This window comes from Nonomuraea sp. B12E4 (genome assembly GCF_039871825.1).
Classification (GTDB): domain Bacteria; phylum Actinomycetota; class Actinomycetes; order Streptosporangiales; family Streptosporangiaceae; genus Nonomuraea.
In genome coordinates, this window is the sequence record NZ_JBDPME010000027.1 from 59,640 (window position 1) to 82,265 (window position 22,626).

Genomic DNA, 22,626 nt, shown 5'->3' on the forward strand with positions numbered 1-22,626 from the left:
CGGCCGGGCCGTTGCTCGCCGTGCGGCTCAGGTGGTGTTTTCGGCGATGTCCGGGCTCAGCGGAGCCAGCCGCGTCTGGCCGCCTCCGCGCCGGCGTGGAAGCGGGACTGGGCGCCCAACTCGGCCATGGCGTCCGCGAATCTGGCCCGGACCGTACGCACCGAGATCCCGAGCTGGCGGGCTATCGACTCGTCGCACATGCCCTGTGCCGCCAGGCGCAGCACCCGGATCGCCCCGTCGCCCCGGCGCCCCCAGGGCAGGGGCAGGGCCTTGGCCCACAGCTCGTCGAAGAGCGTCCGCAGGACGCCCACGACGACCGGGGTGCGTACGAGGTAGAAGTTGTAGGCATTGTCGGGCAGGTTGCCGCCCCACACGGAGGGCAGGCCGGCGACCTCCGGGCCCGCGGTCATGAACCAGCTCGGCACCCGGTCCAGCGTGCGTACTTTGCCCCCGGTTTCGAGCAGGCGGGTGAGTTGGTCGCGGACGCCGGGCAGCATGAGAGTGGAGACCGGGACGACGGCATGAACGGTGAGAAGGTTTCGTTTTTGCGCATCAATCCAGGGATCCGCAAATTTGCGGGCAAAATCGATCATAGTGCGTTCGTCGGGAATGCCGGTAAGTAATGTCATCGGCGGCGACTGAATGGCGATGCCCACGACGCTCTCGTACAGGATGTCGGCGCCGCTGGCCATCTCGACCATGAAAGAGCCGCTCTGGTAGTCGCGCCCGGCGTCATAGTCGCGAATCAGGCCCCGGATCGAGCCGAGCGCCGAGTCGATCATGCGGCTTTCCGCGGCCAGCCGGTCGAGCCGCTCGGCGATCACCCGCCCCAGCGCCGCCGCGGGATGCCTGGCGAGATAGTGGCCGGACTGCTCGTGGATCACGCCCAGCTTGACGAGGTCGTCGAGCTGGTGACCGACCTTCTCGACCGGATCGTCCATGGCCAGCGCGATGTCGGTGCGGGTGGCTCGGTGCAGACGGAGAACCGCCGTGTACAGCGCGCTCTGGGCAGGGTCGAGACCCAGCGTCTCGAAGGGGTCGGACACGGTTCGGGGCTCGTTGGGCATTATGGGCGGCTCCGTTGGGGGGACACGGGCGTGCCGCGAGGATAACCCCGCATTACTTCCGTGTCTTCTCGTTGCGATGACTCGTCGGCGCGGACATGCAACTTCGTGCAATTGCACGTTTTCACATTGCGGTGTTCCGTTGAGTAACGCAGGCTTTACCTAGCGTCGGCATCCGGAAAAAGCACGGCGGGGCGGGCCATCAGGACGCGGAGGGGGGTTCGGTGGCGTGACGCGCCGCCATGCTCGGATGCCGGTGGCCGGAGGATGGGACGGATCACCGACCGTTCCATCCCCCGGCACTTTTTTGATGCCGGGGGTACGACGGGCCGTGGGGGTCATCGTGCTCCCGGCATCAGGCGGGTCCCCTCGCCTCCCCTGCGGGATCGGGCCCATGGTGCCGGTGAGGCCCTGAAGACGGGTTTGGCGGCAGGCCCTAGACTTGTGTCAATCAGCACAGATGGCAGGAGGGGCCGCAGCATGTCCAAGTTCACCGAGGTGGGATTGACCTTCGACGACGTGCTGCTGGTCCCGGCCTATTCAGATCTCCAGCCGGGTGAGGCCGACACCAGGTCGCGCCTGTCCCGCGGCATCACGCTGTCCATCCCGCTGGTCTCCGCGGCCATGGACACCGTCACCGAGGCCCGCATGGCGGTCGCCATGGCGCGGCAGGGCGGCATCGGCATCCTGCACCGCAACCTGTCGGTCGAGGAGCAGGCCCAGCAGGTCGACCTGGTCAAGCGGTCCGAGGCCGGGATGGTCACCAACCCGGTGACCTGCAGCCCGGATGACACGCTGGCCGACGTCGAGCGGTTGTGCGCGACATACCGGATCTCGGGTGTGCCTGTGACGGACGAGTCCGGCACGCTGGTGGGGATCGTGACCAACCGCGACATGCGCTTCGAGACCGACCACTCGCGGCCCGTGCGCGAGGTCATGACCAAGATGCCGCTGGTGACCGCGCGGGTGGGGGTCTCGCGCGACGAGGCGTTCGCCCTGCTCGGACAGAACAAGATCGAGAAGCTGCCGCTGGTCGACGCTGACGGCCGGCTGCGCGGGCTGATCACGGTCAAAGACTTCACCAAGAGCGAGCAATATCCGCTTTCCACCAAGGACGCCGACGGCCGGCTCATCGTGGGGGCGGCCGTGGGCGTCGGCGGCGACGCCGAGATCAGGGCCAAGGCGCTGATCGAGGCCGGGGTCGACGTGGTGGTCGTGGACGTGGCCCACGGGCACTCCAAGGGGCTGGCCGACATGATCGCGAAGGTCAAGGCCAACAGCAAGGTCGAGGTCATCGGCGGCAACATCGCCACCAGGGCCGGCGCCCAGATGCTGGTCGACGCCGGGGCCGACGCGGTCAAGGTGGGCGTCGGGCCGGGCTCCATCTGCACCACCCGGGTGGTGGCCGGGGTCGGGGCGCCGCAGGTCACGGCCATCTACGAGGCCGCGAAGGCGTGCGGGCCGGCCGGGATCCCGGTGATCGGCGACGGCGGGCTGCAATACTCCGGCGACATCGTCAAGGCCATCGCCGCCGGGGCGGACACGGTCATGCTGGGCTCGTTGCTCGCCGGCTGCGAGGAGTCGCCCGGTGAGCTGATCTTCATCAACGGCAAGCAGTTCAAGTCGTACCGGGGGATGGGGTCGCTGGGCGCCGTGCGCAACCGCGAGCGCGGCGGCACCTCCTTCAGCAAGGACCGCTACGCCCAGGCCGAGGTGGGCGGCGAGGACAAATACATCCCCGAGGGCATCGAGGGTCAGGTGCCCTACCGGGGCCCGGTGGCGGCCGTGGCGCACCAGCTCGTCGGCGGGCTGCGCCAGGGCATGTGGTATGCGGGCTGCCGGACGATCACGCAGATGCACACCGACTGCGAGCTCATGCCGATCACGGCCGCCGGGCTCAAGGAGAGCCACCCCCACGACATCCAGATGACCGTGGAAGCTCCGAACTATCACAGAAGGTAACTTCATGACTCAGCAGGTGGAGATCGGCCGGGGGAAGACCGGGCGGCGGGCATACTCACTTGACGAGATCGGTCTGGTGCCATCGAGGCGCACCCGTGACCCGGAGGAAGTCTCGATCGCCTGGCAGATCGACGCCTACCGGTTCGAGCTGCCCGTGGTCGTCGCCCCCATGGACAGCGTGGTCTCACCCGCCACCGCGATCGAGATCGGCCGGCTCGGCGGGCTCGCGCCGCTCGACCTCGAAGGGCTCTGGACCCGCTACGAGAACCCGTCGCCGCTGCTGGAGGAGTGCGCCACCCTCGACGCGGCCGCGGCCACCAAGCGGCTCCAGGAGATCTACGCCGCGCCGATCAGGGAGGACCTGATCGGGCAGCGGATCGAGGAGATCCGCGCCTCCGGGGTCACCACGGCCGTGCGGCTGTCGCCGCAGCGCACCGTCCAGTACCACAAGGCCGTGATCGACGCGGGTGTGGACATCTTCGTCATCCGCGGCACCACAGTCTCCGCCGAGCACGTGTCGGGGCGGGCCGAGCCGCTCAACCTCAAGCAGTTCATCTACGAGCTGGACGTGCCGGTCATCGTGGGCGGCTGCGCCACCTACACCGCCGCCCTGCACCTCATGCGCACGGGCGCGGCCGGGGTGCTGGTCGGCTTCGGCGGCGGTGCCTCGCACACGACCCGCAACGTGCTGGGCGTCGCCGTGCCGATGGCCACGGCGATCTCGGACGTGGCGGCGGCGCGGCGCGACTACATGGACGAGTCGGGCGGGCGTTACGTGCACGTGGTCGCGGACGGCGGCATGGGCACGTCGGGCGACATCGCCAAGGCCATCGCGTGCGGCGCCGACGCCGTGATGGTGGGCTCGCCGCTGGCGCGGGCGGCCGAGGCGCCCGGGCACGGGTTCCACTGGGGCTCGGAGGCCCACCACCCGGACCTGCCGCGGGGGCGGAGGGTCGAGTTCGGCACGGTGGGCACGCTGGAGCAGATCCTGCACGGGCCGTCGAGCGTGGCGGACGGCTCGATGAACCTGATGGGGGCGCTCCGGCGGACGATGGCCTCGACCGGCTACTCGGACATCAAGGAGTTCCAGCGGGTGGAGGTCGTGGTCGCCCCGATCCAGCGCTGAAACACCTGGGGCGGCCCGTCCGTGGCTGAGGGGCCGCCCAATGGTGAAGTAATGTTCCGGTATGGAGTCCCTTGAGGAGAGAGTCGCCCGGCTCGAGGAACAGGTGGCCCACCTGCAGCGGCTGCTCGGTGCCGATTCCAGGGGCGGTGCCGTCCAGGCTTCCGCGGGCGGTGCCGTCCAGGCCAGGGGTCCGCGCCTGCCGCCGGAGTTCTACGACGCGTTGCGCGGCGGCAAGACGGTTACGGCGATCAAGATCTACCGGCAGGCGACCGGGGCTTCCCTGCTGGACGCCAAGCGCGCGGTCGAGATGATGGCGCGGGAGGCACGCGGCTGATGCCGCCGGAGGAAGTTGTGATGACGCGGCGTCGGGTGTGCGTGGTCAGGGGCCAATCGGGGGATCGGGCGTGAGGTGGCGGGGCAGCTCGCCCGGGCTGGTGACCTCGTGGTGCTGACGGCCAGGGACCTGGGCAAGGCGGAGAAGGCCGCCGCCGAGCTGGGCAGGGCCCTGGAGACAGGGCGGTCCGGCGCGGGCGGGGTGGTGGAGGCGTGGCAGCTCGACGTGTCCGACGCGGGCTCCGTCGAGCGGTTCGCCCATGATGTCGGCCGGGCGTACGGGCGGGTGGACGTGCTGGTCAACAACGCGGCCATCCACTACGACACGTGGCAGCGGGCCTCCGAGGCGGATCGGGAGGTGGAGCGTGCTCTGGGCGGTGGACCTGCCCGGCAACGGGCCGACCGGCGGCTTCTTCCGCGATGGCCGCCCCGTCCCGTGGTGATCGAGGCCGGACGGCGATCGGGTGGGCGTGTGAGCGTGGTCACGCGCGGGCGTGGCGGCGGCGGTGGGCGCGCTGGCGGCAGGCGTTGCCGCAGAAGCGGGCCGGGCGGCCGGTGCCGGTGGAGGGGATGGGGGAGCCGCACTCCGCGCAGCTAGTTTCGTTATGTTTCGTTACGGCAGTCGGTCTGAGCCCGTCCATGACGATGGACGTGATGCGCCCGGACCCGACGGTGGCGAAGCCGGCCATGGCGGCGCAGCCCGCGACCAGGCCCATCACCTCGGTCGCCGTCACGTCGGGGCGGACGGCCCCGGCCTCCTGGGCGCGCGACAGCAGGGCGGCCAGCGCGGCCCGGTAGCCGTCGCGCGCGTCCGGTGCGGCCGACAGCCGCGCGTCCGAGGCCAGTGACTCGCACAGCGCCTTGTTGTAGCCCACCTGCTCGACCGACCGCTCGAAGGCCGCGAAGAAGGCCCCGCCCGGGTCGGAGCGGCCGGTGTGGGCCAGGGCGGAGATCTCCTCGACGAGTCGCTCGACGCGCTCGCGCACCACCGCCGCGAACAGCGACTGCTTGTCGGGGAAGTGCCGGTAGAGGGTGCCCGCTCCCACGCCGGCCTGGCGGGCTATGGCGTCGAGCGGCACCGACGACCCTTGCTCGGCGAACGCGGCCTGCGCCGCCGCCAGGATCTGGGCGCGGTTGCGGCGGGCGTCCGCGCGGCCCGCGACGGTCATGTGGCGGCTCCAGGATTGACAACCGGAACGAATGTTCCGTAACGTCTAAGCGGACAGTGCGTTCCGAATTCTAGTTCACCTTGGAGGTATGTGATGTCGTCCGCACGAGAGATGGCCGAGCGGTTCCTGGACACGCCGATCGGCGGCGGGCTCGCCGACCTGTACGCCGAGGACTCGGTGATCGAGATCCCCTTCGTGCCGGAGGGCGTGCCGACCAGGTTCGAGGGGCGGGAGGGGCACCGGGACAGGTTCGAGCGGGCGGCGAGGACCATCCGCCGTGACAGGGTCGACAACGTGGTGATCCACGAGACCGCCGATCCCGAGGTGGTCGTCCTCGAATACGACCTGCACAGTACGCTCATCGGCTCCGGCCGGCCGGTCGTGCTCTCGTACATCATGGTGATGCGCGTGCGGGACGGGCTGATCGTGCACTCGCGGGACTACGGCAACCCGCTGGCCGCGGCCAGGTTCCGGGAGGAGCTCGTAGGGGAGTTGAAGTCCGAGCAGACTTAGCACCGGCCGTCGCCGATCGGCCAGAGGCCAGGAGACATGCGCAGGCTTCTGACCAGCGCTGTCGAGCGGCTGGGGCCCTGGCTCGTGTCCTAGCATGCGGACATGGCCGATCTCCAGCACACGCACGAGCTGGCTTACGACGACGACGTCGTGACCAAGCGGTTCGTGGACAGCAAGCCGGGCGCCGCCGAGCGTGAGTGGCGGGCGCTCACCTTGCTGGCGGAACATGCACCCGGGCTGGCGCCGGAGCCGATCATGTTCGAGGAAGGCGTCGTGCGGATGTCCAGGATCGCCGGAGTGCCGCTGCGCGGGCTGTTCGAGCGCGGCGTGCACCTCGCGGCCATGGCCGACGCCCTGGCCGAGCTGTACGCCGCCGTTCCGGCCCAGGTTCTGCGGACCCTGCCGGTGCGCCCGTGGCAGCGCCAGGCGGTCGTCGACTGGGTCAGCCGGCGGGGCGCCGGCTGGCGGCCCCGGGACCCGCTGTCCGACCGGGCCGTGAAGGAGGGCCTGCGCTGGCTGGAGCGGTGGTCGCCGGGCGAGGCGGGGATCACCCCGGTGTTCGGGGCAGGGGACGGCAATCTGGCCAACTTCCTGTGGGACGGCAGCCGCGTACGCATCGTCGACTTCGAGGATTCCGGCCGCAGCGACCTGGCGTACGAGCTGGCCGAGCTGGCCGAGCACGTGTCGATGTGGGTGGACGGCGAGGTGGAGATCGCCCGCCGCTTCGAGCTGAGCCCGCACGAGGAGCGTCGGATGCGCGAGTGCCGGAAGGTGCAGGCGCTCGTCTGGTTGTTCCTGCTCTCGCACGAGCACCCGCGCAATCCGCCGGGGACCTTCGAGCGGCAGGTCGAACGGGTGCTGGCAACATTGGGCGCGTGAGACTCGCGCGCCCTGAGGACAGAGCTGAAGTCGAGCGGCTGGTGCACGCCGCCTACGAGCCGTGGGTCGAGGTCGTCGGCATGCGGCCGCTGCCGATGGAGGCCGACTACGCCGCGCTCATCGCCGCGGGCCACGTGCACGTCACCGACGACCTCGACGGGCTCATCGTGCTCGTGCCCGAGGACGGCGTGCTGCTGGTGGAGAACGTCGCCGTACGCCCCGACCGCCACGGCAGGGGCATCGGGCGCGGGCTGATGGCCCACGCCGAGCGGGAGGCGCGCCGGCTCGGGCTGCCCGACCTGCGCCTCTACACCAACGTCAAGATGACCTCGAACATCGCGCTGTACGAGTCGCTCGGCTACGTCGAGACCGGCCGGGCGGGGATCGAGGGCCGCTCGGCCGTGCTGATGCGCAAGCGGCTCAGCTCGTGAGCACGCCCAGCAGGTGGGTGACCTCCCTGGCCACGGCGTCCCGGCCGGCTTTGACATATTTGCGGGGGTCGACCACCCGCTCGTCGTGGGCCAGGTAGTCGCGTACCGCTCCGGTGAACGCCTTGTTCAGGTGGGTCGCGATGTTGATCTTCTTCATGCCGTGCCGTACGGCTTCGCGCAGCACGTCGTCCGGCACTCCGGACGAGCCGTGCAGCACCAGCGGCACGGGCACGGCCGCGTGCAGCTCGGCGACGAGCTCCAGGTCCAGCACCGCGTCCTTGGTGGTCATGGCGTGCGAGGTGCCCACGGCCACGGCCAGCGCGTCCACGCCGGTCCTGGCCACGTAGTCGACCGCCTCATGCGGTTTGGTACGGGCCCCGGGCGCGTGCACCCCGTCCTTGCCCCCGACCTCGCCCAGCTCGGCCTCCACCCACACGCCGCGTTCGTGGCACCAGGCGGCCACCTCGGTCGTGGTGCGGACGTTGTCCTCGTCGGGCAGCGCCGAGGCGTCGTACATCACCGAGCCCAGCCCCAGCTCCACCGCCTCCTCCACGAGTGCGCGGCCGGTGGCGTGGTCGAGGTGCACGGCCACCGGCACCTCGGCGCGCCTGGCGACGGCGAGCGTGGCCTGGGCGAGGGGCTCCAGGGCGCCGTGGTAGCGCACGCAGTTTTCGCTGATCTGCAGCACGACCGGCAGGCCCAGGGCCTCGGCGCCGGCCACGATGGCGGTGGCGTGTTCGAGCTGGATCACGTTGAACGCGCCCACCCCGGTGGGTGACGCGCCGATGATGTCGCCGAGGGCGGCCAGGGGCATGACGTGTGCTCCTTACGTGATGATGATCTGGGGGTGGATGTCGGCGTACACGTCCCGGTCGAACTCGCCGGCCACCGGCGCGGCCACGGCGGCCGCGCCCAGCGCCGCCGCCCGCCGCAGCCGCTCCGGCCACGGTGCCGACTCGGCCAGGCCCAGCGCCAGCCCCGCCACCAGCGAGTCGCCGGCGCCGGTCGGGTTTCCCGCCACCTCGTACGGCATCCGCGCCCGGAAGGTCCCCTCCCCGGTCACGGCCAGCAGCCCGGCGGCGCCCATGGACACGACCACCGACTCCGCGCCCTGGTCGCGCAGTGCCCGCGCGCCCTCGGCCGGGGTGCCGCCGGGCACGGCCCTGGCCAGCTCCTCCGCGTTGGGCTTGAGCACGGCGGGCCGGCCCCTGGGCGCGTGGCGCAGCGGCTCGCCGTCGGCGTCCACGATGGCGGGCACGCCCCGGTCGGCCGCGATGGCGGCCAGGGCGGCGTAGGTGTCCAGCGGGATCCCGCGCGGCAGGCTGCCCGAGATGACCACCACGTCGGCGCCGGACAGCAGCGAGGTGTAGCACCGGGTGAAGTCCGCCAGCTCGCCCGGCGTGACCTCGGGCCCGGGCTCGTTGAACAGGGCCGTCCGCCGGGACCCGCCCTCCGCCCGGCCGCCGGACGCCTCCGGGCCCTCCGGTGTCGCAGGCGTGCCGGAGGGCCCTGTCGGCGGGGTCTCCGAGACCGCCAGGGTCGTGCGGGAGTCGGCGGTGATGCCGGTGAGCGCGCTGGGCAGGCCCGCCGCCCGCAGGTCCGCCTCGATCGCCTGGCCGATGGGACCGCCCACCAGCCCGCTGACCAGCACGTCCTGGCCGAGCGCGGCGAGCACCCTGGCCACGTTGACGCCCTTGCCGCCGGCCCGCCGGTGCACCGCCCGCACCCGGTTGACCCCGTCCCAGTCCACGGCGGGCACCTGGTAGGTGACGTCGAGCGCGGCGTTGAGCGTCACAGTGAGGATCATCGCGGCTCCGAGATCCAGCCGCCGTCCTTCATCACTCCGGTCACCTCCAGCGCGTCGGACAGCACCACCAGGTCGGCCGCCTTGCCGACGGCGATCGAGCCGATCCGGTCGGCCAGGCCGAGCACCCGGGCGGGCGTCAGCGAGGCCACCTGGACCGCGTCGGGCAGGGACATCCCCACCTCCTGGACGCTGCGCCGGAACGCGACGTCCATGGTCAGCGTGGATCCCGCGATGGACTCGCCCTCGGCCAGCCGGGCCACGCCGCCGGCCACCCGCACCCGCATGGGCCCGAGCACGTAGTCGCCGTCGCCCAGGCCGGTGGCCGACATCGCGTCCGTGATCAGCGCGGTCCTGCCGGGCCCCGCCACCTCGTAGGCCAGCCGCAGCATGGCCGGATGCACGTGCACGCCGTCGTTGATCAGCTCGACCGTCACCCGTTCGTCCTGCAGCAGCGCCGCCACCGGTCCCGGGGCGCGGTGCCCCAGCGGCGGCATCGCGTTGTAGAGATGCGTGGCCACGCTCGCGCCCGCCTCGATGCCGGCCAGCGTCTGGTCGTAGTCGGCGTCGCTGTGCCCCACCGCGGCGATGACGCCCTCGGCGGTCGCCAGGCGGATCGTGTCGAGCGCCCCGGGCAGCTCGGCGGCGACGGTCAGCATGCGCACGTGCCCGCGCCCCGCCTTCACCAGCTCCGCGAACTCCCGCGGCGACGGCTCGCGCAGCAGCGTCGGGTCGTGCGCGCCGCAGCGGGCCCTGGCGATGTAGGGGCCCTCGAAGTGGATCCCGGCCAGCAGCCCCTCCTCGCACAGCTCGGCCAGCGAGGCGGCGGCCCTGGTGAGCCCGTCGATCGAGTCGGTCACCAGGCTGGCCATCATCGTCGTGGTGCCGTGGCGGCGGTGCAGCGCCACCGCCTCACGCGCCTTGTCCTGCTCGCCGGTCGGGAAGGAACCGCCCGCGCCGCCGTGGTTGTGGATGTCCACGAACCCGGGCACCACGTGCCGCCCGCCCACGCTCAGGCCGGGACTCGGGGCGGATCCGTGGCCGACATGCGTGATGCGGCCGTCTTCGATGGTCAGCCACCCCTCGTGAACTCCCTCGGGGGTCACGATCCTGGCGTCGGCAAGAGTAAGGCTCATGAAGAAAGGATCACAGATCGCGTGAGGTGCATGGGCTCGTCGGGGTTGAGCCCGCGGGCGAACGCCCTGGCCACGGCCACCCGCTGGGCGCGGACCAGCTCGGCCATCGGGTCGAGCCCGCTCTCGAAGAACGTGGCGCCGGTCCCCTCGACCTGCGCGCGCAGGCCGTCCGGCGCGGTGCCGAGCATCCAGGTCACCCGCCCCGGCGCGGCGATGCTGATCGGGCCGTGCCGGTATTCCATTGCCGGGTAGGCCTCCGTCCACGAGCGGGACGCCTCGCGCATCTTCAGCGCCGCCTCCTGGGCCAGGCCCACCGACCAGCCGGTGCCGAGGAAGCTGAACTGCTCGGCGTTGACCAGCGCGTCGGGCAGCGGCGCGGCCACGGCCCGCTCGGCGTCGTCGACCGCCCCGGCCAGGTCCTCGCCGAGCGAGGCGCGCAGCATGGCCAGTTGGGTGGTGGCGAACCTGGTCTGCACGACCGAACGCTCGTCGGCGTAGTCGAGCACGACGACCTCGTCGGCGGCCGACATGATCGGCGTGTCCGGGTCGGCGGTGATGGCCGTGGTCCTCGTGTCCGTCCTGGCCAGCAGCTCCAGCACCTCGGTCGTGGTGCCTGAGCGGGTGAGCGCGAGCACCCGGTCGTAGCGGCGCCCGATCGGGGCCTCGGAGGCGGCGAACGCGTCGGTCTCGCCGTGCCCGGCCCGTTCCCGCAGCGCCGCGTACGCCATCGCGATGAACCACGAGGTCCCGCAGCCGACGACGGCGACCCGCTCGCCCCGGCGCGGCAGCACGTCAGCGGGCACGTTCGCGACGGCGCGGCGCCAGCACTCCGGCTGCGACGCGATCTCGGCCTCGGTGTGGGTGGTCACCACTTGCCTCCACATGATTGATTGTTTGTGCTGTTTTTATACCAAGAAAGCGCAGTAATGAACACCGTTGGCCTGGCACTCCCGGTTGTGCCACGCTTACCTCTCGACCGTCCCCAGGGAGGCCCTCGTGTCCCGCTACGACCGTTGGAACGGCATCCTGGAGCTACTGGCCCAGGAGGGCAGGCTGTCGGTGGAGGAGGCCTCTCAGGCGCTCGACGTGTCCACCGCGACGATCAGGCGTGACTTCGACCAGCTCGCCCAGCAGCAGATGCTCATGCGCACGCGCGGCGGCGCGGTCGCGCAGAGCGTCAGCTACGACCTGCCGCTGCGTTACAAGACGGCCAGGCACGCCAACGAGAAGCACCGCATCGCGGCCGCCGCGGCCGAGCTGGTCACGCCCGGCGCCGTGGTCGGGCTCAACGGCGGCACCACGACCTCCGAGCTCGCGCGCACCCTGGCCACGCAGTCCGGCCTGGAGAGCGGCTTCACGATCGTCACCAACGCGCTCAACATCGCCGCCGAGCTGACCGTGCGCCGGCACGTCAAGATCGTGGTGACCGGCGGGGTGGCCAGGCAGCAGTCTTACGAGCTCATCGGGCCGCTGGCGACCGGGGTCCTGGAGCAGGTGACGCTGGACGTGGCCTTTCTCGGGGTGGACGCGCTGGACGTCGAGCTCGGTGCCTCGGCCCACAACGAGGGCGAGGCCAGCGTCAACAGCCTGCTCATCAGCCGCGCCGCCCAGGTCGTGGTGGTGGCCGACTCCTCGAAGGTGGGCAAGCGGGCCTTCTCCCGGATCTGCCCGATCCAGCAGATCGACACGCTCGTGACCGACACCGAGCTGTCCGACACCGAGGCCAACCGGCTCGCCGACGCGGGGGTCAAGGTCGTACGCGCCTGAGCGCCGCAGGCGTTACAGGTCCAGTCCGCGGCGGGTAGGTATGGAGGGCAGCCGATCCCAGGGGGAGTCATGACGTCGGGAAGGAGTGTGGCCCGGCTCGGTCCCGCGGAGCGGGCCGAGGCGCTGGCGGACATGTCCAGGCGGGAGCTCGACGTGGTCGTGGTCGGCGGCGGCGTGGTGGGGGCGGGGGTCGCCCTGGACGCCGCGACCCGGGGGCTCGACGTGGCCCTGGTCGAGGCCCGTGACTTCGCCTCGGGCACGTCCTCGCGCTCGTCCAAGCTCGTCCACGGCGGGCTGCGTTATCTGGAGCAGCTCAACTTCGAGTTGGTGCGCGAGGCCCTGCGGGAGCGGGCGCTGCTGCTGCAGCGGATCGCGCCGCACCTCGTCCGGCCGGTGCCCTTCCTGTTCCCGATGACCCACTACGTGTGGGAGCGGCCCTATGTCGGAGCGGGCGTGGCCCTCTACGACTCGCTCGGCTACGCCGCCGGGCTCACCCGGGGGGTGCCGGCGCACCGGCACCTGTCGAGGGCGCGGGCGCTGCGGCTGGCTCCGGCGCTGAAACGGACCGCGTTCACGGGCGCCATCCAATACTGGGACGCGCAGGTGGACGACGCCCGCTACGTGATGACCATGCTGCGCACCGCGGCCACCTACGGCGCCCTGGTCGCGCCGCGGGCCCAGGTGGTGGGGTTCCTTCGGGAGGGGGAGCGGGTCACCGGCGTGCGCGTGCGCGACCAGGAGGACGGCCACCGCTTCGAAGTACGCGCCCAGCAGGTCGTCAACGCCACCGGCGTCTGGACCGACGACATCCAGGAGCTGGTCGGCGGCCGCGGGCAGATCCACGTACGCGCCTCCAAGGGCATCCACCTGGTGGTCCCCAGGGACCGGATCCACTCGCTGACCGGCATCATCCTGCGTACGGAGAAGTCGGTGCTGTTCGTGATCCCGTGGGGCCGGCACTGGATCATCGGCACCACCGACACCGAGTGGACGCTCGACAAGATCCACCCCGCCGCCTCCCGGATCGACATCGACTACCTGCTCGACCACGTCAACGCCGTCCTGTCGGTGCCGCTGACCCGCGACGACGTCGAGGGCGTCTACGCAGGGCTGCGGCCGCTGCTGTCAGGGGAGTCCGACGAGACGTCCAAGCTGTCCCGGGAGCACGTGGTGGCCCATCCGGTGCCCGGCCTGGTGATGATCGCCGGAGGAAAATACACGACTTATCGCGTCATGGCCGAGGACGCCGTCGACGCCGTGGCGCATGGGCTCGACCAGCGGGTGCCGCGCTCGTGCACCGACCGGATCCCGCTCGTCGGGGCCGAGGGTTACCAGGCGCTGTGGAACTCCCGGCACCGGCTCGCCCAGCGCTCCGGCCTGCACGTGGCCAGGATCGAGCACCTGCTCCAGCGCTACGGCTCGCTGATCGACGAGGTGCTGGCACTGATCGAGCACGACCCGTCGCTGGCCAGGCCGCTGGCGGGGGCCGACGACTACCTGCGGGCCGAGATCGTCTACTCCGCCACCCACGAGGGGGCCCGGCATCTCAACGACGTGCTGACCAGGCGTACGCACATCTCCATCGAGACCTTCCACCGCGGGCAGGCGGTAGCGCAGGAGGCCGCCGAGCTGCTGGCCGAGCCGCTCGGCTGGGACGGTGAGCAGGTCAAACGGGAGGTCGAATACTTCACCAAGCGGGTGGAAGCCGAACGCCGCTCCCAGGAGCAGGACTCCGACCAGGAGGCCGACGCGATCAGGCTCGGCGCGCCGGAGATCGTCCCCGTCGTCGCGCCCGAGCACTCATGACCCGGTGTCCCGCCGGCGTGTGTGGGCGGCCCGCGGCGCTGCGGGATCCACGGACCGCCCGTTCCAGGATGGTCATCGGCAATGATCTACCCACGAGGCTTTGATCAAACGTCCGGGCCGGGCCCGGACGTCAGTTCGGTCAGCCCGCCGGCGGGTAGCGCGTGGCGTCGTGCACGTCGAGCAGCGGCTCCTTGACGCCGTCGCCGGAGTCGTCGGTCCAGTTGCCGTTGCCCGTGGCGATCAGCGTGCTGCGTACGGCGAGCGCGCCCGCCCTGGTCGTCGGCTTGTTGGTCCCAGAGGTGAGCAGGCCGGCGGCGCCCGCCACGTGCGGGCTGGCCATCGAGGTGCCGCTGATCGTGGCATAGCCGCCGTTGCGGTAGGTCGAGTAGATGCAGGTGCCCGGTGCGGTGATCTCGACGGTGGCGCCGTAGTTGGAGTAGAAGGCAGAGGTGTCGTCCTGGTCGAGTTCGCTGCGGCAGGACAGGCTGTTGCCGCCGGCGCCGCCGGGCAGGCCGTCGTTGTCGGTCAGCGCCGACACGGTGACCACGTCAGGGTGGTTGGCGGGGAAGAACGAGGAGGTGTTCAGGTGGCTGTTGCCCGCGGCCACGACCACCACGATGCCGGCGTTCGTGGCGTTCGTGATCGCGTTGCTGATGGCGCTGCTGCTGCAGCCCTGGCAGCCGAGGCTGAGGTTGATCACTTCGATGGTCGAGGCGCGGGCCACCACCCAGTTGATGCCGGCGGCGATGCCGGCCAGGCTGCCCGAGCCCGCCGCGTTGAGCACTTTCACGCTGTGGATGCGGGCGCCGGGCGCGACGCCGACCGGGCCGACGGTGTTGTCGAGCGCGCCGACGATGCCGGCGACGTGTGAGCCGTGGCCGTTGTCGTCGGTGCCGGAGTTGTTCACGCACGCGCCGATCACGCAGTTGGCGCGGGCTACCACGTTCAGATCGGGGTGGGTGTTGTCAGATCCGGTGTCGACGACCGCCACGTCCACGTCGATGCGTACGTCGTCGGTGGAGTCGATGTCCAGGTTCGGGTTGGCCGGGCCGAAGATCCGCCGGACACCGGTGGGCACCGTCTGCGGGAAGGCGGAGACCACGGCGTCGGGCTCGACGGTGAGCACGTTCGGGGTCCGCCGGAGCTCCTCGGCGGCGGCCGGGGTCAGGCGGGCGGTGTAGCCCTTGAAGGCGTGCTCGTAGACGCCGATCAGCCGGCCGCCGAGGCGGTCCACCTGGACCTGGGCGTTCTCGCGGGCCGTGGTGCGCAGCCGCGGATCGAGCTCGACGATGTAGGTCTCCTCCTCCGGTGCCGTGACGGCGGAGACGGGTGGGGGCGCCGCGAGTAACGCCAGCGCGGTCACGAGCAGCGCGAGCAGGGGGGTGCGTGATCGCATGACGGCTGCACCTTTCTGGGGTCTGCGAGGTACGGACCCTTGAAACATGAGCCAGGATCAGACTTGCCGCCATACGTATCCGATACGTAAAGCGACTACTTAGTTCTGGTGAGTTGTCGCCGCGAGGTGAGGCCGAGCTTGCGCAGGGCGTTCGCCACGTGCACCTCGACCGTCCGCCGCGACAGGAACAGGCTCTCGGCGATCTCCTTGTTCGTGAGCCCGTCCGCGGCCATCCCGATCACCTGCTCCTCCCGGGGGGACAGGACGCCGACCGGCTGGGCGGGGGCCTCGATCCGGCGGCTCAGCCGGCGCCTGATGGTGGGGGTGATCGACTCGCGGACGGCCTGCCTGGCCAGGGGCTGGCGCAGGCCGTACGCGCCGGGGGTCCACTCGCGCAGCAGGCCGCGCCTGATCGCCTCGGTGAGTCCGCGCTCGCCCTGCTCGGGCAGCATGCCCGCGACGGTGGTCAGCGTGCGCGCGCAGGCCGGCTCCTCCAGCATGGCGGCGGCCTGCACGATTCTGCGCGCCACGGGCGGCAGCGCGTCCAGCCGGAGCCGTACGGCGTCGCGCAGCGCGGGCGGTGTGCCCGGCTCCATGCCCTGGGCCAGCATGCGGGCCAGCTCCTCGATCGCCAGCGGCAGGCCGCCGGTGAGCGGCCAGAGGTCGGTCGAGCCCGGAAGCAGGTGCTTGGCCAGCAGCTCGGTCTCCTCGGGGCTGAGTGGCGGCAGGGCCAGCTCGACGTGGTCGATGCGCGGCGGCAGGTGCGCGATCAGCTCGGTCACCGGGTGGCGCAGGTCCTCGGCACGATAGGTGAGCACGAGGTTGACCGACTCGGGCAGGCAGCGGGCCAGGAACGCCAGCAGTTCCCTGGTGTCCTGGTCCACCCAGTGCACGTCCTCCACCACCAGGGTGATCGGGCGCAGCGCGTCGAGCAGCGACAGCACGCCCCTGAACAGGCGGTGCCGTTCGAGCTGGGCGTTGTGCAGCGGGGGCGGTGCGGGCGGGAGGAGGTGGGCGCATTCCGGCAGCAGCGGGCGCAGCGCGCCGGTGACCGGGTTGAGGCCCCGCGGCGGGCGGGCCGCGCGCAGTGCCTCGACGATCGGCCCGTACGGGAAGCGCATGGGATGGCAGTTGCCGGACAGTACGGGGTGCCCGTTCAGCTCATTCAGCAGGCGGGTCTTGCCGACACCCGCCTCGCCCTCGATGAGGACGATGACCGGAGGGCGCAAGAGAGCGTCATTGAGCTGACGGAGTTCGCGCTCTCGACCCACGAAAGGCATGACGTACCCGCCCGGTCCCGACAACACATTGTCAGGTGATTTTTCATTATTTGTGGGGGTGTGTCCATAGAAGGGTGCTGATTTGCCCCAAGTAAGCAATCATGGAGTATTAGCGGGTCGGAATCCACGCTTGTTCCGCCAGCGTGGCGGCGTCGTTGACCTGGATGCCCTCCAGCGAGACCGTCCACAGCGAGTCACCGATGACCAGCGAGCGCTGGATGCCCGGCTGGTAGGAACGGCCCTCCTGCCGTTGCTCCGGATGCCGGATCATGCCGAGCCGTGACACGCCCGAATCGTCGATCCTCAGCACGAGCGCGCCCGTCCCGGACTCCTGGGTCAGTGGGATCACCGACAGCCCGGTCTTCGGCCAGTACAGGAACGCGTGCGGGTCCCACTCGGCCTCCGAGCCCGAGTCCTTCTGGAAGAACCGCGACAGCCTGCGCGGGACGGCCGGGTCGCTCACGTCGAACAGCGAGACCTGCGCGCCCAGCCGTATGCCCTGCCCGCTGGCCTCCTGGCCGATGCCGATCAGCCGGCCGGGGGCGCCGGGGTGCAGGTAGGCGGAGTAACCGGTGATCTTCAGCTCGCCCGTGACCCTGGGCGTCGCCGGGTCGCGGAGGTCGAGCGTGTAGAGCGGGTCCACCTGCCGGAACGTCACGCAGTAGCCGACCGGGCCGATGAACCTGACCGAGTAGATGCGCTCGCCCTCACCCAGGCCGCCGACCTCGCCCGTCTTGGCCATGGTGTCGGCCCTGAGCACGTGGACGGTGCTGGAGCTGACGCGGTCGCCCGCGGTGTTGAGGGTGGTGGCGACGCGGAGGTGGCCCTCGTACTCCGAGAGGGAGTACTGGTTCAGCAGACGTCCTTTCACCTTGCCCGAGGCCACATAGGCGGGCGGCCCCGGCGAGGAGATGTCGAATCTGTGCACCTCGGTCTCCTCCGGCGGGATCGACGGCCGCGGGCCGGGCGTGACGGTGTCCGGGGGGTCCATGGGCGTGGTGGTGACCGAGGGGTCGGTCGGCGTGGGCTCCGCGGCCGGGGGAGCGGTGCTCGGTGAGGGGGTGGGTGCCACGGTGTCCGCCGGAGGCGTGTCGTCGATCGGCCGCCGGAGGATCGGCAGCCACCAGCGCGGGTTGCTGGCCACGTAGAGGCTGGTGCCGGTGCCGTACACGATGTCGCCGTCGGCCGCCAGGCTGATCGGGTCGGTGCCCGCGGCGGTGAGGCCCCGCGCGAGGTCGATGGTGTGCACGGTCAGCAGCGAGGTGCCGGTGTAGTCGGCGGGGTGGCTGACCCGCTCGCAACCGACGGTCTGCTTCCTGACGGCGCCGGAGGCGTCGGTGATCTCGATCTCGGGCAGCCATGCCTCGATCGGGGCCCGCCGCACCGCGGCCCGGTTGGCCTCGGTCCGCTCGGAGTCCACGAAGCCTTCCTGCCACTCCGGGAACATGATGTCCGGCATGTTGCGGGTGACGAGCCTGACCGTGGAGCCGACCATCCTGGCGTCCAGGTAGCCGCCCTCCACCCGGACCGTGCCCAGGACCTTGGGTTCGGCGGTCAGGTCGACCAGCGTGTACCGGGTGTCGCCCAGGTACGGCCGATCCGCGATCATGCCGCCGTCGTGCAGCAGCACCAGCGCCCGGTCGCCCGCCACCAGCAGGTCGGCGGGGGAGACGACGCCGGTGTTCGGCCTGGCCAGTTCGAGCGTGGCGGTGATCTTCCTGGTGGCGGTGTCGATGATCCGCAGGGTGCCGTCCGTGACCGTGATGACGCGGTTGCCGTCCGTCTTCACCAGGTCCGGCTCGTCCACGCCGGTTTCGTGGACGTTCGTGGTGGAGTGCTCGGGGGCGTTCGCCGTGCTCTGGTTCGGGAGCGTCGCCGCCCTGCTGTCCTTCGCGGCCATCATGGGCCGGCCGGAGAAGAGGCTGTACGGGGTGACGTTGCGCGCGGTGTGTTCACGCAGGCCGGACAGCAGCTCCTCGCAGTTGTCGTAGGCCACCAGACGGACGGCGCCGAGATCGATCTTGGGGGGTGGCGCCGTTCCTCCTGGCGACGAGGTGCAGGCGGCCGTGACCGTCGCGAACGTGACGGCGGTCACGGCCGTCCGGATCAGCGTCTTCATGACCTATTGACGGCTGTCAGGGTCCGGACGGTTCAGGAGACCTTGTTCGGGTTGACGGTGAACGTGGGGCTGAAATCGGTCTTGCCCGGCACTTCCAGCAGTTTGCGCACCAGTTTTCCGGCGAAGTCGACGACCTGGACCTCGTAGTCGGTGTTGTTGTCCTGCTCCCAGCAGTAGAGGTGGCTCTCGTCGTACCAGCCGAGGACCTTGTCGCAGTCGGAGGAGAACTTGCGCCGGCGCTCGCCCGAGGCGGTGTCCCAGATGCAGTGGTCGCCGTCGCCGCCGTTGGGGCAGTTGGTGACGAACGCCTTGCCGGAGGGGGAGAAGATGTCCTGGGTGCCGGCGGCCAGCGTGCCGATGCCCGGCGCGGAGCGGGTGGTCCTGCCCTCGGCGTCGAAGAAGCGCAGGCCGCGGTTCTTCTCGTCGCCGTAGACGTTGACCACGCCCTCTTCGGCGCCGTCGAAGCCGAAGGTCGTCCGCTGGACGGAGGCGTCGGACACGTTGACGGTGGTGGAGTCCTTGGCCGGCACGTCCACGAGGACGAAGCCGGGGTAGAGCCAGTTCTTGCCGCTCTTCCGCTCGATGTTCAGCAGGATCTTGCTGCCGTCCTTCGACCAGGCCCTGATGCTGCTGATCAGCGGCTTCTTGACGGTCTTGATCGTGGTCTTCTCGCCCGAGTCCCGGTCGGTGATCACGACGAAGTCGAAGCCGTCTGAGCTGTAGCTGTGGCCCCGGGCCGCCAGATAGCGGCCGTCGGGGGAGACCAGCGACTCCCAGTTTTGAGCGTATTTAGTGAAATTGCCGTGCAGTGCGCTCCTGGCGTAGTCGACCCAGTCCTCGGTCTCCTTGTCGTAGACCTCGTACGAGGTCAGGACGATGGCGTCGTTCGGGTTCTCGTAGAGGGAGACGTCGGCGCCGGGGAGCGTCTTCTTGGTGCCCGATCTCGGCACGGCCGCCGCCGTCGCGGACGGGCTGGGGGATCGCTTGGCGTTCCTCGACCGGGTGGGCGCCGGGGCCGGGTCCGCCAACGACGCCTTGTCCAGCTGGATGACCACGACCACGCCCGCGAGCACCAGCAGCGCCACCGCCACCGCGGCGCCCGCGATCAGCGGGCCCCGGCTCCTGCTCGGCGGCTGGGGATGGCTGCTCGGATAGGTCGGTTGCGCGTGCGGCCCGGGCGGCCCGGGCGGCGACCATGGGCCGTGCGGGTGCTGGGCGACGGAGCCGGTGTGCGGGACGGGCCCGGGACGCGGCCCGGGGTGCTGGACGGGTCCCGAGTACGGGGGGTGGTGGGGCACCGGCCCGGAGTGCGGCCCCAGGTGCTGAGCGGGCCCCAGACGGGCCGTGGGGCTGGGGCGGGACGCGGGACCGGGCTGTGGCGTGAAGGGCGGGTTGGGCGCGGCCTCCGCGGCGGCCTGGGCGAGGATGCCGGGGTTCGGTTCGGGCCGCTGCAGCAGGCGCATGATCACCTGCTCGGCGGTGGGCCGCTGCGCCGGGTCCTTGGCCAGGCAGGCTGCCACCACGTCACGCAGTTGCCCGTCCAGCACGTCCAGATCGGGCTGCTGGTTGAGCACCCGGTTGATCACTGCGGGCATCGTGTCACTGCCGAACGGCGCCCGGCCGGACGCCGCGAAGATCATCGCACTGGCCCACGAGAACAGGTCGGCGGCCGGCCCGGCGGTCTCGCCCATGATCTGCTCGGGTGCCATGTACGCGGGCGTCCCCACGACCATGCCGCTGATCGTCGCGGTGGCGTTGAGCGCCCGCGCGATGCCGAAGTCGATCACCCTGGGCCCGTCGGCCCCGATGATCACGTTGGCCGGTTTGAAGTCACGGTGCACGATCCCGGCCTGGTGGATGGCGGCCAGCGCGGTGGCGGTGCCGATGGCCAGCCGGTGCAGGACGGACCCCGTGCGGGGCCCCTCCTCCTGCACGATCTGGTGTAACGAGGGTCCTTCGATGAACTCGCTGATGATGTACGGCCGGTCCTGCTCGACCCCGGTGCCGAGGACAGCGGCGGTGCAGAAGGGCGCAACCTGCTGGGCCACCTGGACCTCGCGCAGGAACCGCTCGACGCTCACCTGGTCGCCCGACAGGTCGGGGCGCAGCCACTTGACTGCCAGGTGCGTGCCGGACGGGTCCTTGGCGAGGTAGACGACGCCCTGGCCGCCCTCTCCGAGCCTGCCTTGGAGTTCCAGGCCCCCGAGCCGCTGTGGATCTCCGGGTCGAAGCGGAGCGAAGGATGCCATGTAGGGATTCTGGCCCTACGCCGAGCATCCGCAAAAACTACCTGCGAGTAGCGAGGCGGAATATCCTTCTGTCATGCACGTGACGACCAGCGGTAGGACACGGCACATCACTGCGCCATTTACTGGCGAAAATCTTGCTGAGCTCCCTATATCGGACGCCGATGACGTTCGCCGGGCATATGAGAAGGCCAGGGCAGCTCAGCTCGAGTGGTCGGCGAAATCCGCCGCGGCACGAGCCAAGCCGTTCCTGCTGTTGCACGACGCGATCCTGGACCGCAGGAGCGAGATCCTGGACATCGTCCAGAACGAGACCGGCAAGGCCCGCAAGCACGCCTTCGAAGAGGTGCTCGACGTCGCCGGCTGCAGCCTCTACTACGCCCGCCGCGCCCCCGGGCTGCTCGCCCCCCGCGCGCGCAAGGGCATCTTCCCCGGCGCCACCCGGGTGGCCGAGCTGCGCCAGCCCAAGGGCGTGGTCGCGCTGATCTCCCCGTGGAACTTCCCGCTGGCGCTCGGCGTCACCGACGCGGTGCCCGCGCTGCTGGCCGGCAACGCCATCGTGCACAAGCCCGACACCCAGACCTGCCTGTCCACGCTGTGGACCATCGACCTGCTGGCCGAGCTGGGCATGCCGCGCGAGATCTGGCAGGTCGTGCTCGGTGAGCCGGCCGAGATCGGCGACGCGCTGCTGGACCACGCCGACTACGTGGCCTTCACCGGCTCCACCCGCGGCGGCCGGAAGATCGCCGAGGAGGCGGCCAAGCGGCTCATCGGCTGCTCGCTGGAGCTCGGCGGCAAGAACCCGATGGTGGTGCTCGACGACGCCGATCTGGACAGGGCCGTACAGGGGGCCGTCCGCGCCTGCTTCGCCAACGCCGGTCAGCTCTGCCTGTCCATCGAGCGCCTCTACGTGCACGCCGCGGTGTTCGACGCGTTCGCCGAACGCTTCACCGCGCAGGCCGCCGCGCTCAAGCTCGGCGCGGGCCACGACTGGTCGGTGCAGATGGGTTCGCTGACCTCGCGGCGCCAGCTCGACGCGGTCAGCGCGCACGTGGACGACGCCGTGGCCAAGGGCGCGACGGTGCTGACCGGCGGCCGGGCCAGGCCGGACCTCGGGCCGCTGTTCTACGAGCCGACCGTGCTCACCGGCGTGGGTGAGGATATGCAGCTCTGCCGCAACGAGACGTTCGGGCCGGTCGTGGCGCTCTACCCGTTCGCGTCCGACGACGAGGTGGTGGAGCTGGCCAACGACACCATCTACGGCCTCAACGCCGCCATCTGGACCTCCAGCCGCAGGCGCGGCCGCGAGCTCGCCGCCCGCGTCAAGGCCGGCACGGTCAACATCAACGAGGGATACGCCTCCGCCTACGCCTCCTACGACGCTCCCATGGGCGGCATGAAGGCCTCGGGGCTGGGCCGCCGGCACGGCGAGGAGGGCCTGCTGCGTTACACCGAGTCCAAGACCGTGGCCGCGCAGGCGGGCTGGCTGGGGTTCGAGCCGCCGCTCGGGCTGCCGTACGAGAGGTGGGCCGGCACGCTGGCCACCACCCTGAAAGCGATGCGCAGGCTTCGGGTCAAGTGACTATGGAATAACC

General features: G+C 70.9%; 19 protein-coding genes. 9 read left to right on the plus strand and 10 right to left on the minus strand.

The annotated features are described in order from the left end of the window. Window positions 1–56: 56 nt before the first annotated feature. On the minus strand, window positions 57–1,046 hold the full coding sequence (locus ABGB18_RS39500; protein ID WP_347700787.1) for a helix-turn-helix transcriptional regulator: 990 nt from the start codon (window positions 1,044–1,046) through the stop codon (window positions 57–59). A 498-nt stretch (window positions 1,047–1,544) separates the two neighbouring features. Here ABGB18_RS39500 and guaB point away from each other — a divergent pair, with 498 nt between their 5' ends. The 3 genes from guaB (at window position 1,545) to ABGB18_RS39515 (ending at window position 4,486) form a co-directional block, all read left to right on the plus strand. Next, window positions 1,545–3,026, plus strand: a complete 1,482-nt coding sequence (guaB, locus tag ABGB18_RS39505) for an IMP dehydrogenase (RefSeq protein ID WP_347700788.1) — start codon at window positions 1,545–1,547, stop codon at window positions 3,024–3,026. Between the two features lie 4 nt (window positions 3,027–3,030). Continuing rightward, complete coding sequence (locus tag ABGB18_RS39510) at window positions 3,031–4,152, plus strand: GuaB3 family IMP dehydrogenase-related protein (RefSeq protein ID WP_347700789.1); 1,122 nt, start codon at window positions 3,031–3,033, stop codon at window positions 4,150–4,152. A gap of 61 nt (window positions 4,153–4,213) precedes the next feature. Beyond that, complete coding sequence (locus ABGB18_RS39515) at window positions 4,214–4,486, plus strand: hypothetical protein (protein ID WP_347700790.1); 273 nt, start codon at window positions 4,214–4,216, stop codon at window positions 4,484–4,486. 481 nt (window positions 4,487–4,967) lie between these two features. Here ABGB18_RS39515 and ABGB18_RS39520 read toward each other — a convergent pair whose 3' ends face one another. Further along, window positions 4,968–5,654, minus strand: coding sequence for a TetR/AcrR family transcriptional regulator (locus tag ABGB18_RS39520; RefSeq protein ID WP_347700791.1), 687 nt, complete (start codon window positions 5,652–5,654; stop codon window positions 4,968–4,970). A gap of 93 nt (window positions 5,655–5,747) precedes the next feature. On the opposite strand from ABGB18_RS39520, the gene ABGB18_RS39525 reads away from it, so the two are divergent. The 3 genes from ABGB18_RS39525 (at window position 5,748) to ABGB18_RS39535 (ending at window position 7,477) form a co-directional block, all read left to right on the plus strand. After that, window positions 5,748–6,167: a nuclear transport factor 2 family protein gene (locus ABGB18_RS39525; protein ID WP_347700792.1), complete on the plus strand. Its 420-nt coding sequence runs from the start codon at window positions 5,748–5,750 to the stop codon at window positions 6,165–6,167. Between the two features lie 102 nt (window positions 6,168–6,269). Next, on the plus strand, window positions 6,270–7,046 hold the full coding sequence (locus ABGB18_RS39530) for an aminoglycoside phosphotransferase family protein (RefSeq protein ID WP_347700793.1): 777 nt from the start codon (window positions 6,270–6,272) through the stop codon (window positions 7,044–7,046). After that, window positions 7,043–7,477, plus strand: coding sequence for a GNAT family N-acetyltransferase (locus ABGB18_RS39535; protein WP_347700794.1), 435 nt, complete (start codon window positions 7,043–7,045; stop codon window positions 7,475–7,477). The genes ABGB18_RS39530 and ABGB18_RS39535 overlap by 4 nt, the downstream gene beginning before the upstream one ends. Here the strand turns inward: ABGB18_RS39535 and ABGB18_RS39540 are convergent. The 4 genes from ABGB18_RS39540 to ABGB18_RS39555 are packed head-to-tail and all read right to left on the minus strand — an operon-like array spanning window position 7,467 to window position 11,286. Next, window positions 7,467–8,291 (minus strand): class II fructose-bisphosphate aldolase, encoded by an 825-nt coding sequence (locus ABGB18_RS39540; protein ID WP_347700795.1) that lies wholly within the window; start codon window positions 8,289–8,291, stop codon window positions 7,467–7,469. The genes ABGB18_RS39535 and ABGB18_RS39540 overlap by 11 nt on opposite strands. A gap of 12 nt (window positions 8,292–8,303) precedes the next feature. Further along, a complete protein-coding gene (locus ABGB18_RS39545) occupies window positions 8,304–9,284 on the minus strand; it encodes a 1-phosphofructokinase family hexose kinase (RefSeq protein ID WP_347700796.1) in 981 nt (326 codons plus the stop codon). Further along, the gene (gene nagA / locus ABGB18_RS39550) at window positions 9,281–10,417 is read right to left on the minus strand and encodes an N-acetylglucosamine-6-phosphate deacetylase (RefSeq protein WP_347700797.1); all 1,137 of its coding nucleotides are present in this window, start codon (window positions 10,415–10,417) and stop codon (window positions 9,281–9,283) included. The genes ABGB18_RS39545 and nagA overlap by 4 nt, the downstream gene beginning before the upstream one ends. Continuing rightward, window positions 10,414–11,286 carry a sugar isomerase gene (locus ABGB18_RS39555; protein ID WP_347700798.1) on the minus strand — a complete coding sequence of 291 codons (873 nt, stop codon included), beginning with the start codon at window positions 11,284–11,286 and terminating at the stop codon, window positions 10,414–10,416. Before ABGB18_RS39555 ends, nagA begins: the two co-directional genes overlap by 4 nt. A 127-nt stretch (window positions 11,287–11,413) precedes the next feature. On the opposite strand from ABGB18_RS39555, the gene ABGB18_RS39560 reads away from it, so the two are divergent. After that, a complete protein-coding gene (locus tag ABGB18_RS39560) occupies window positions 11,414–12,184 on the plus strand; it encodes a DeoR/GlpR family DNA-binding transcription regulator (protein ID WP_347700799.1) in 771 nt (256 codons plus the stop codon). A gap of 69 nt (window positions 12,185–12,253) precedes the next feature. After that, window positions 12,254–13,990, plus strand: a complete 1,737-nt coding sequence (locus ABGB18_RS39565; protein ID WP_347700800.1) for a glycerol-3-phosphate dehydrogenase/oxidase — start codon at window positions 12,254–12,256, stop codon at window positions 13,988–13,990. Between the two features lie 139 nt (window positions 13,991–14,129). Here the strand turns inward: ABGB18_RS39565 and ABGB18_RS39570 are convergent, their stop codons facing one another. The 4 genes from ABGB18_RS39570 to ABGB18_RS39585 form a co-directional block, all read right to left on the minus strand. Then, window positions 14,130–15,386: a S8 family peptidase gene (locus tag ABGB18_RS39570; protein ID WP_347700801.1), complete on the minus strand. Its 1,257-nt coding sequence runs from the start codon at window positions 15,384–15,386 to the stop codon at window positions 14,130–14,132. Between the two features lie 95 nt (window positions 15,387–15,481). After that, window positions 15,482–16,666 (minus strand): AAA family ATPase, encoded by a 1,185-nt coding sequence (locus tag ABGB18_RS39575; RefSeq protein ID WP_347700802.1) that lies wholly within the window; start codon window positions 16,664–16,666, stop codon window positions 15,482–15,484. Between the two features lie 109 nt (window positions 16,667–16,775). Beyond that, complete coding sequence (locus tag ABGB18_RS39580) at window positions 16,776–18,785, minus strand: beta-propeller domain-containing protein (protein ID WP_347700803.1); 2,010 nt, start codon at window positions 18,783–18,785, stop codon at window positions 16,776–16,778. A gap of 32 nt (window positions 18,786–18,817) precedes the next feature. Continuing rightward, window positions 18,818–21,034 carry a protein kinase gene (locus ABGB18_RS39585; RefSeq protein WP_347700804.1) on the minus strand — a complete coding sequence of 739 codons (2,217 nt, stop codon included), beginning with the start codon at window positions 21,032–21,034 and terminating at the stop codon, window positions 18,818–18,820. Window positions 21,035–21,107: 73 nt separating this feature from the next. Here ABGB18_RS39585 and ABGB18_RS39590 point away from each other — a divergent pair, with 73 nt between their 5' ends. Next, complete coding sequence (locus ABGB18_RS39590; RefSeq protein ID WP_347700805.1) at window positions 21,108–22,613, plus strand: succinic semialdehyde dehydrogenase; 1,506 nt, start codon at window positions 21,108–21,110, stop codon at window positions 22,611–22,613. Window positions 22,614–22,626 lie beyond the last annotated feature (13 nt).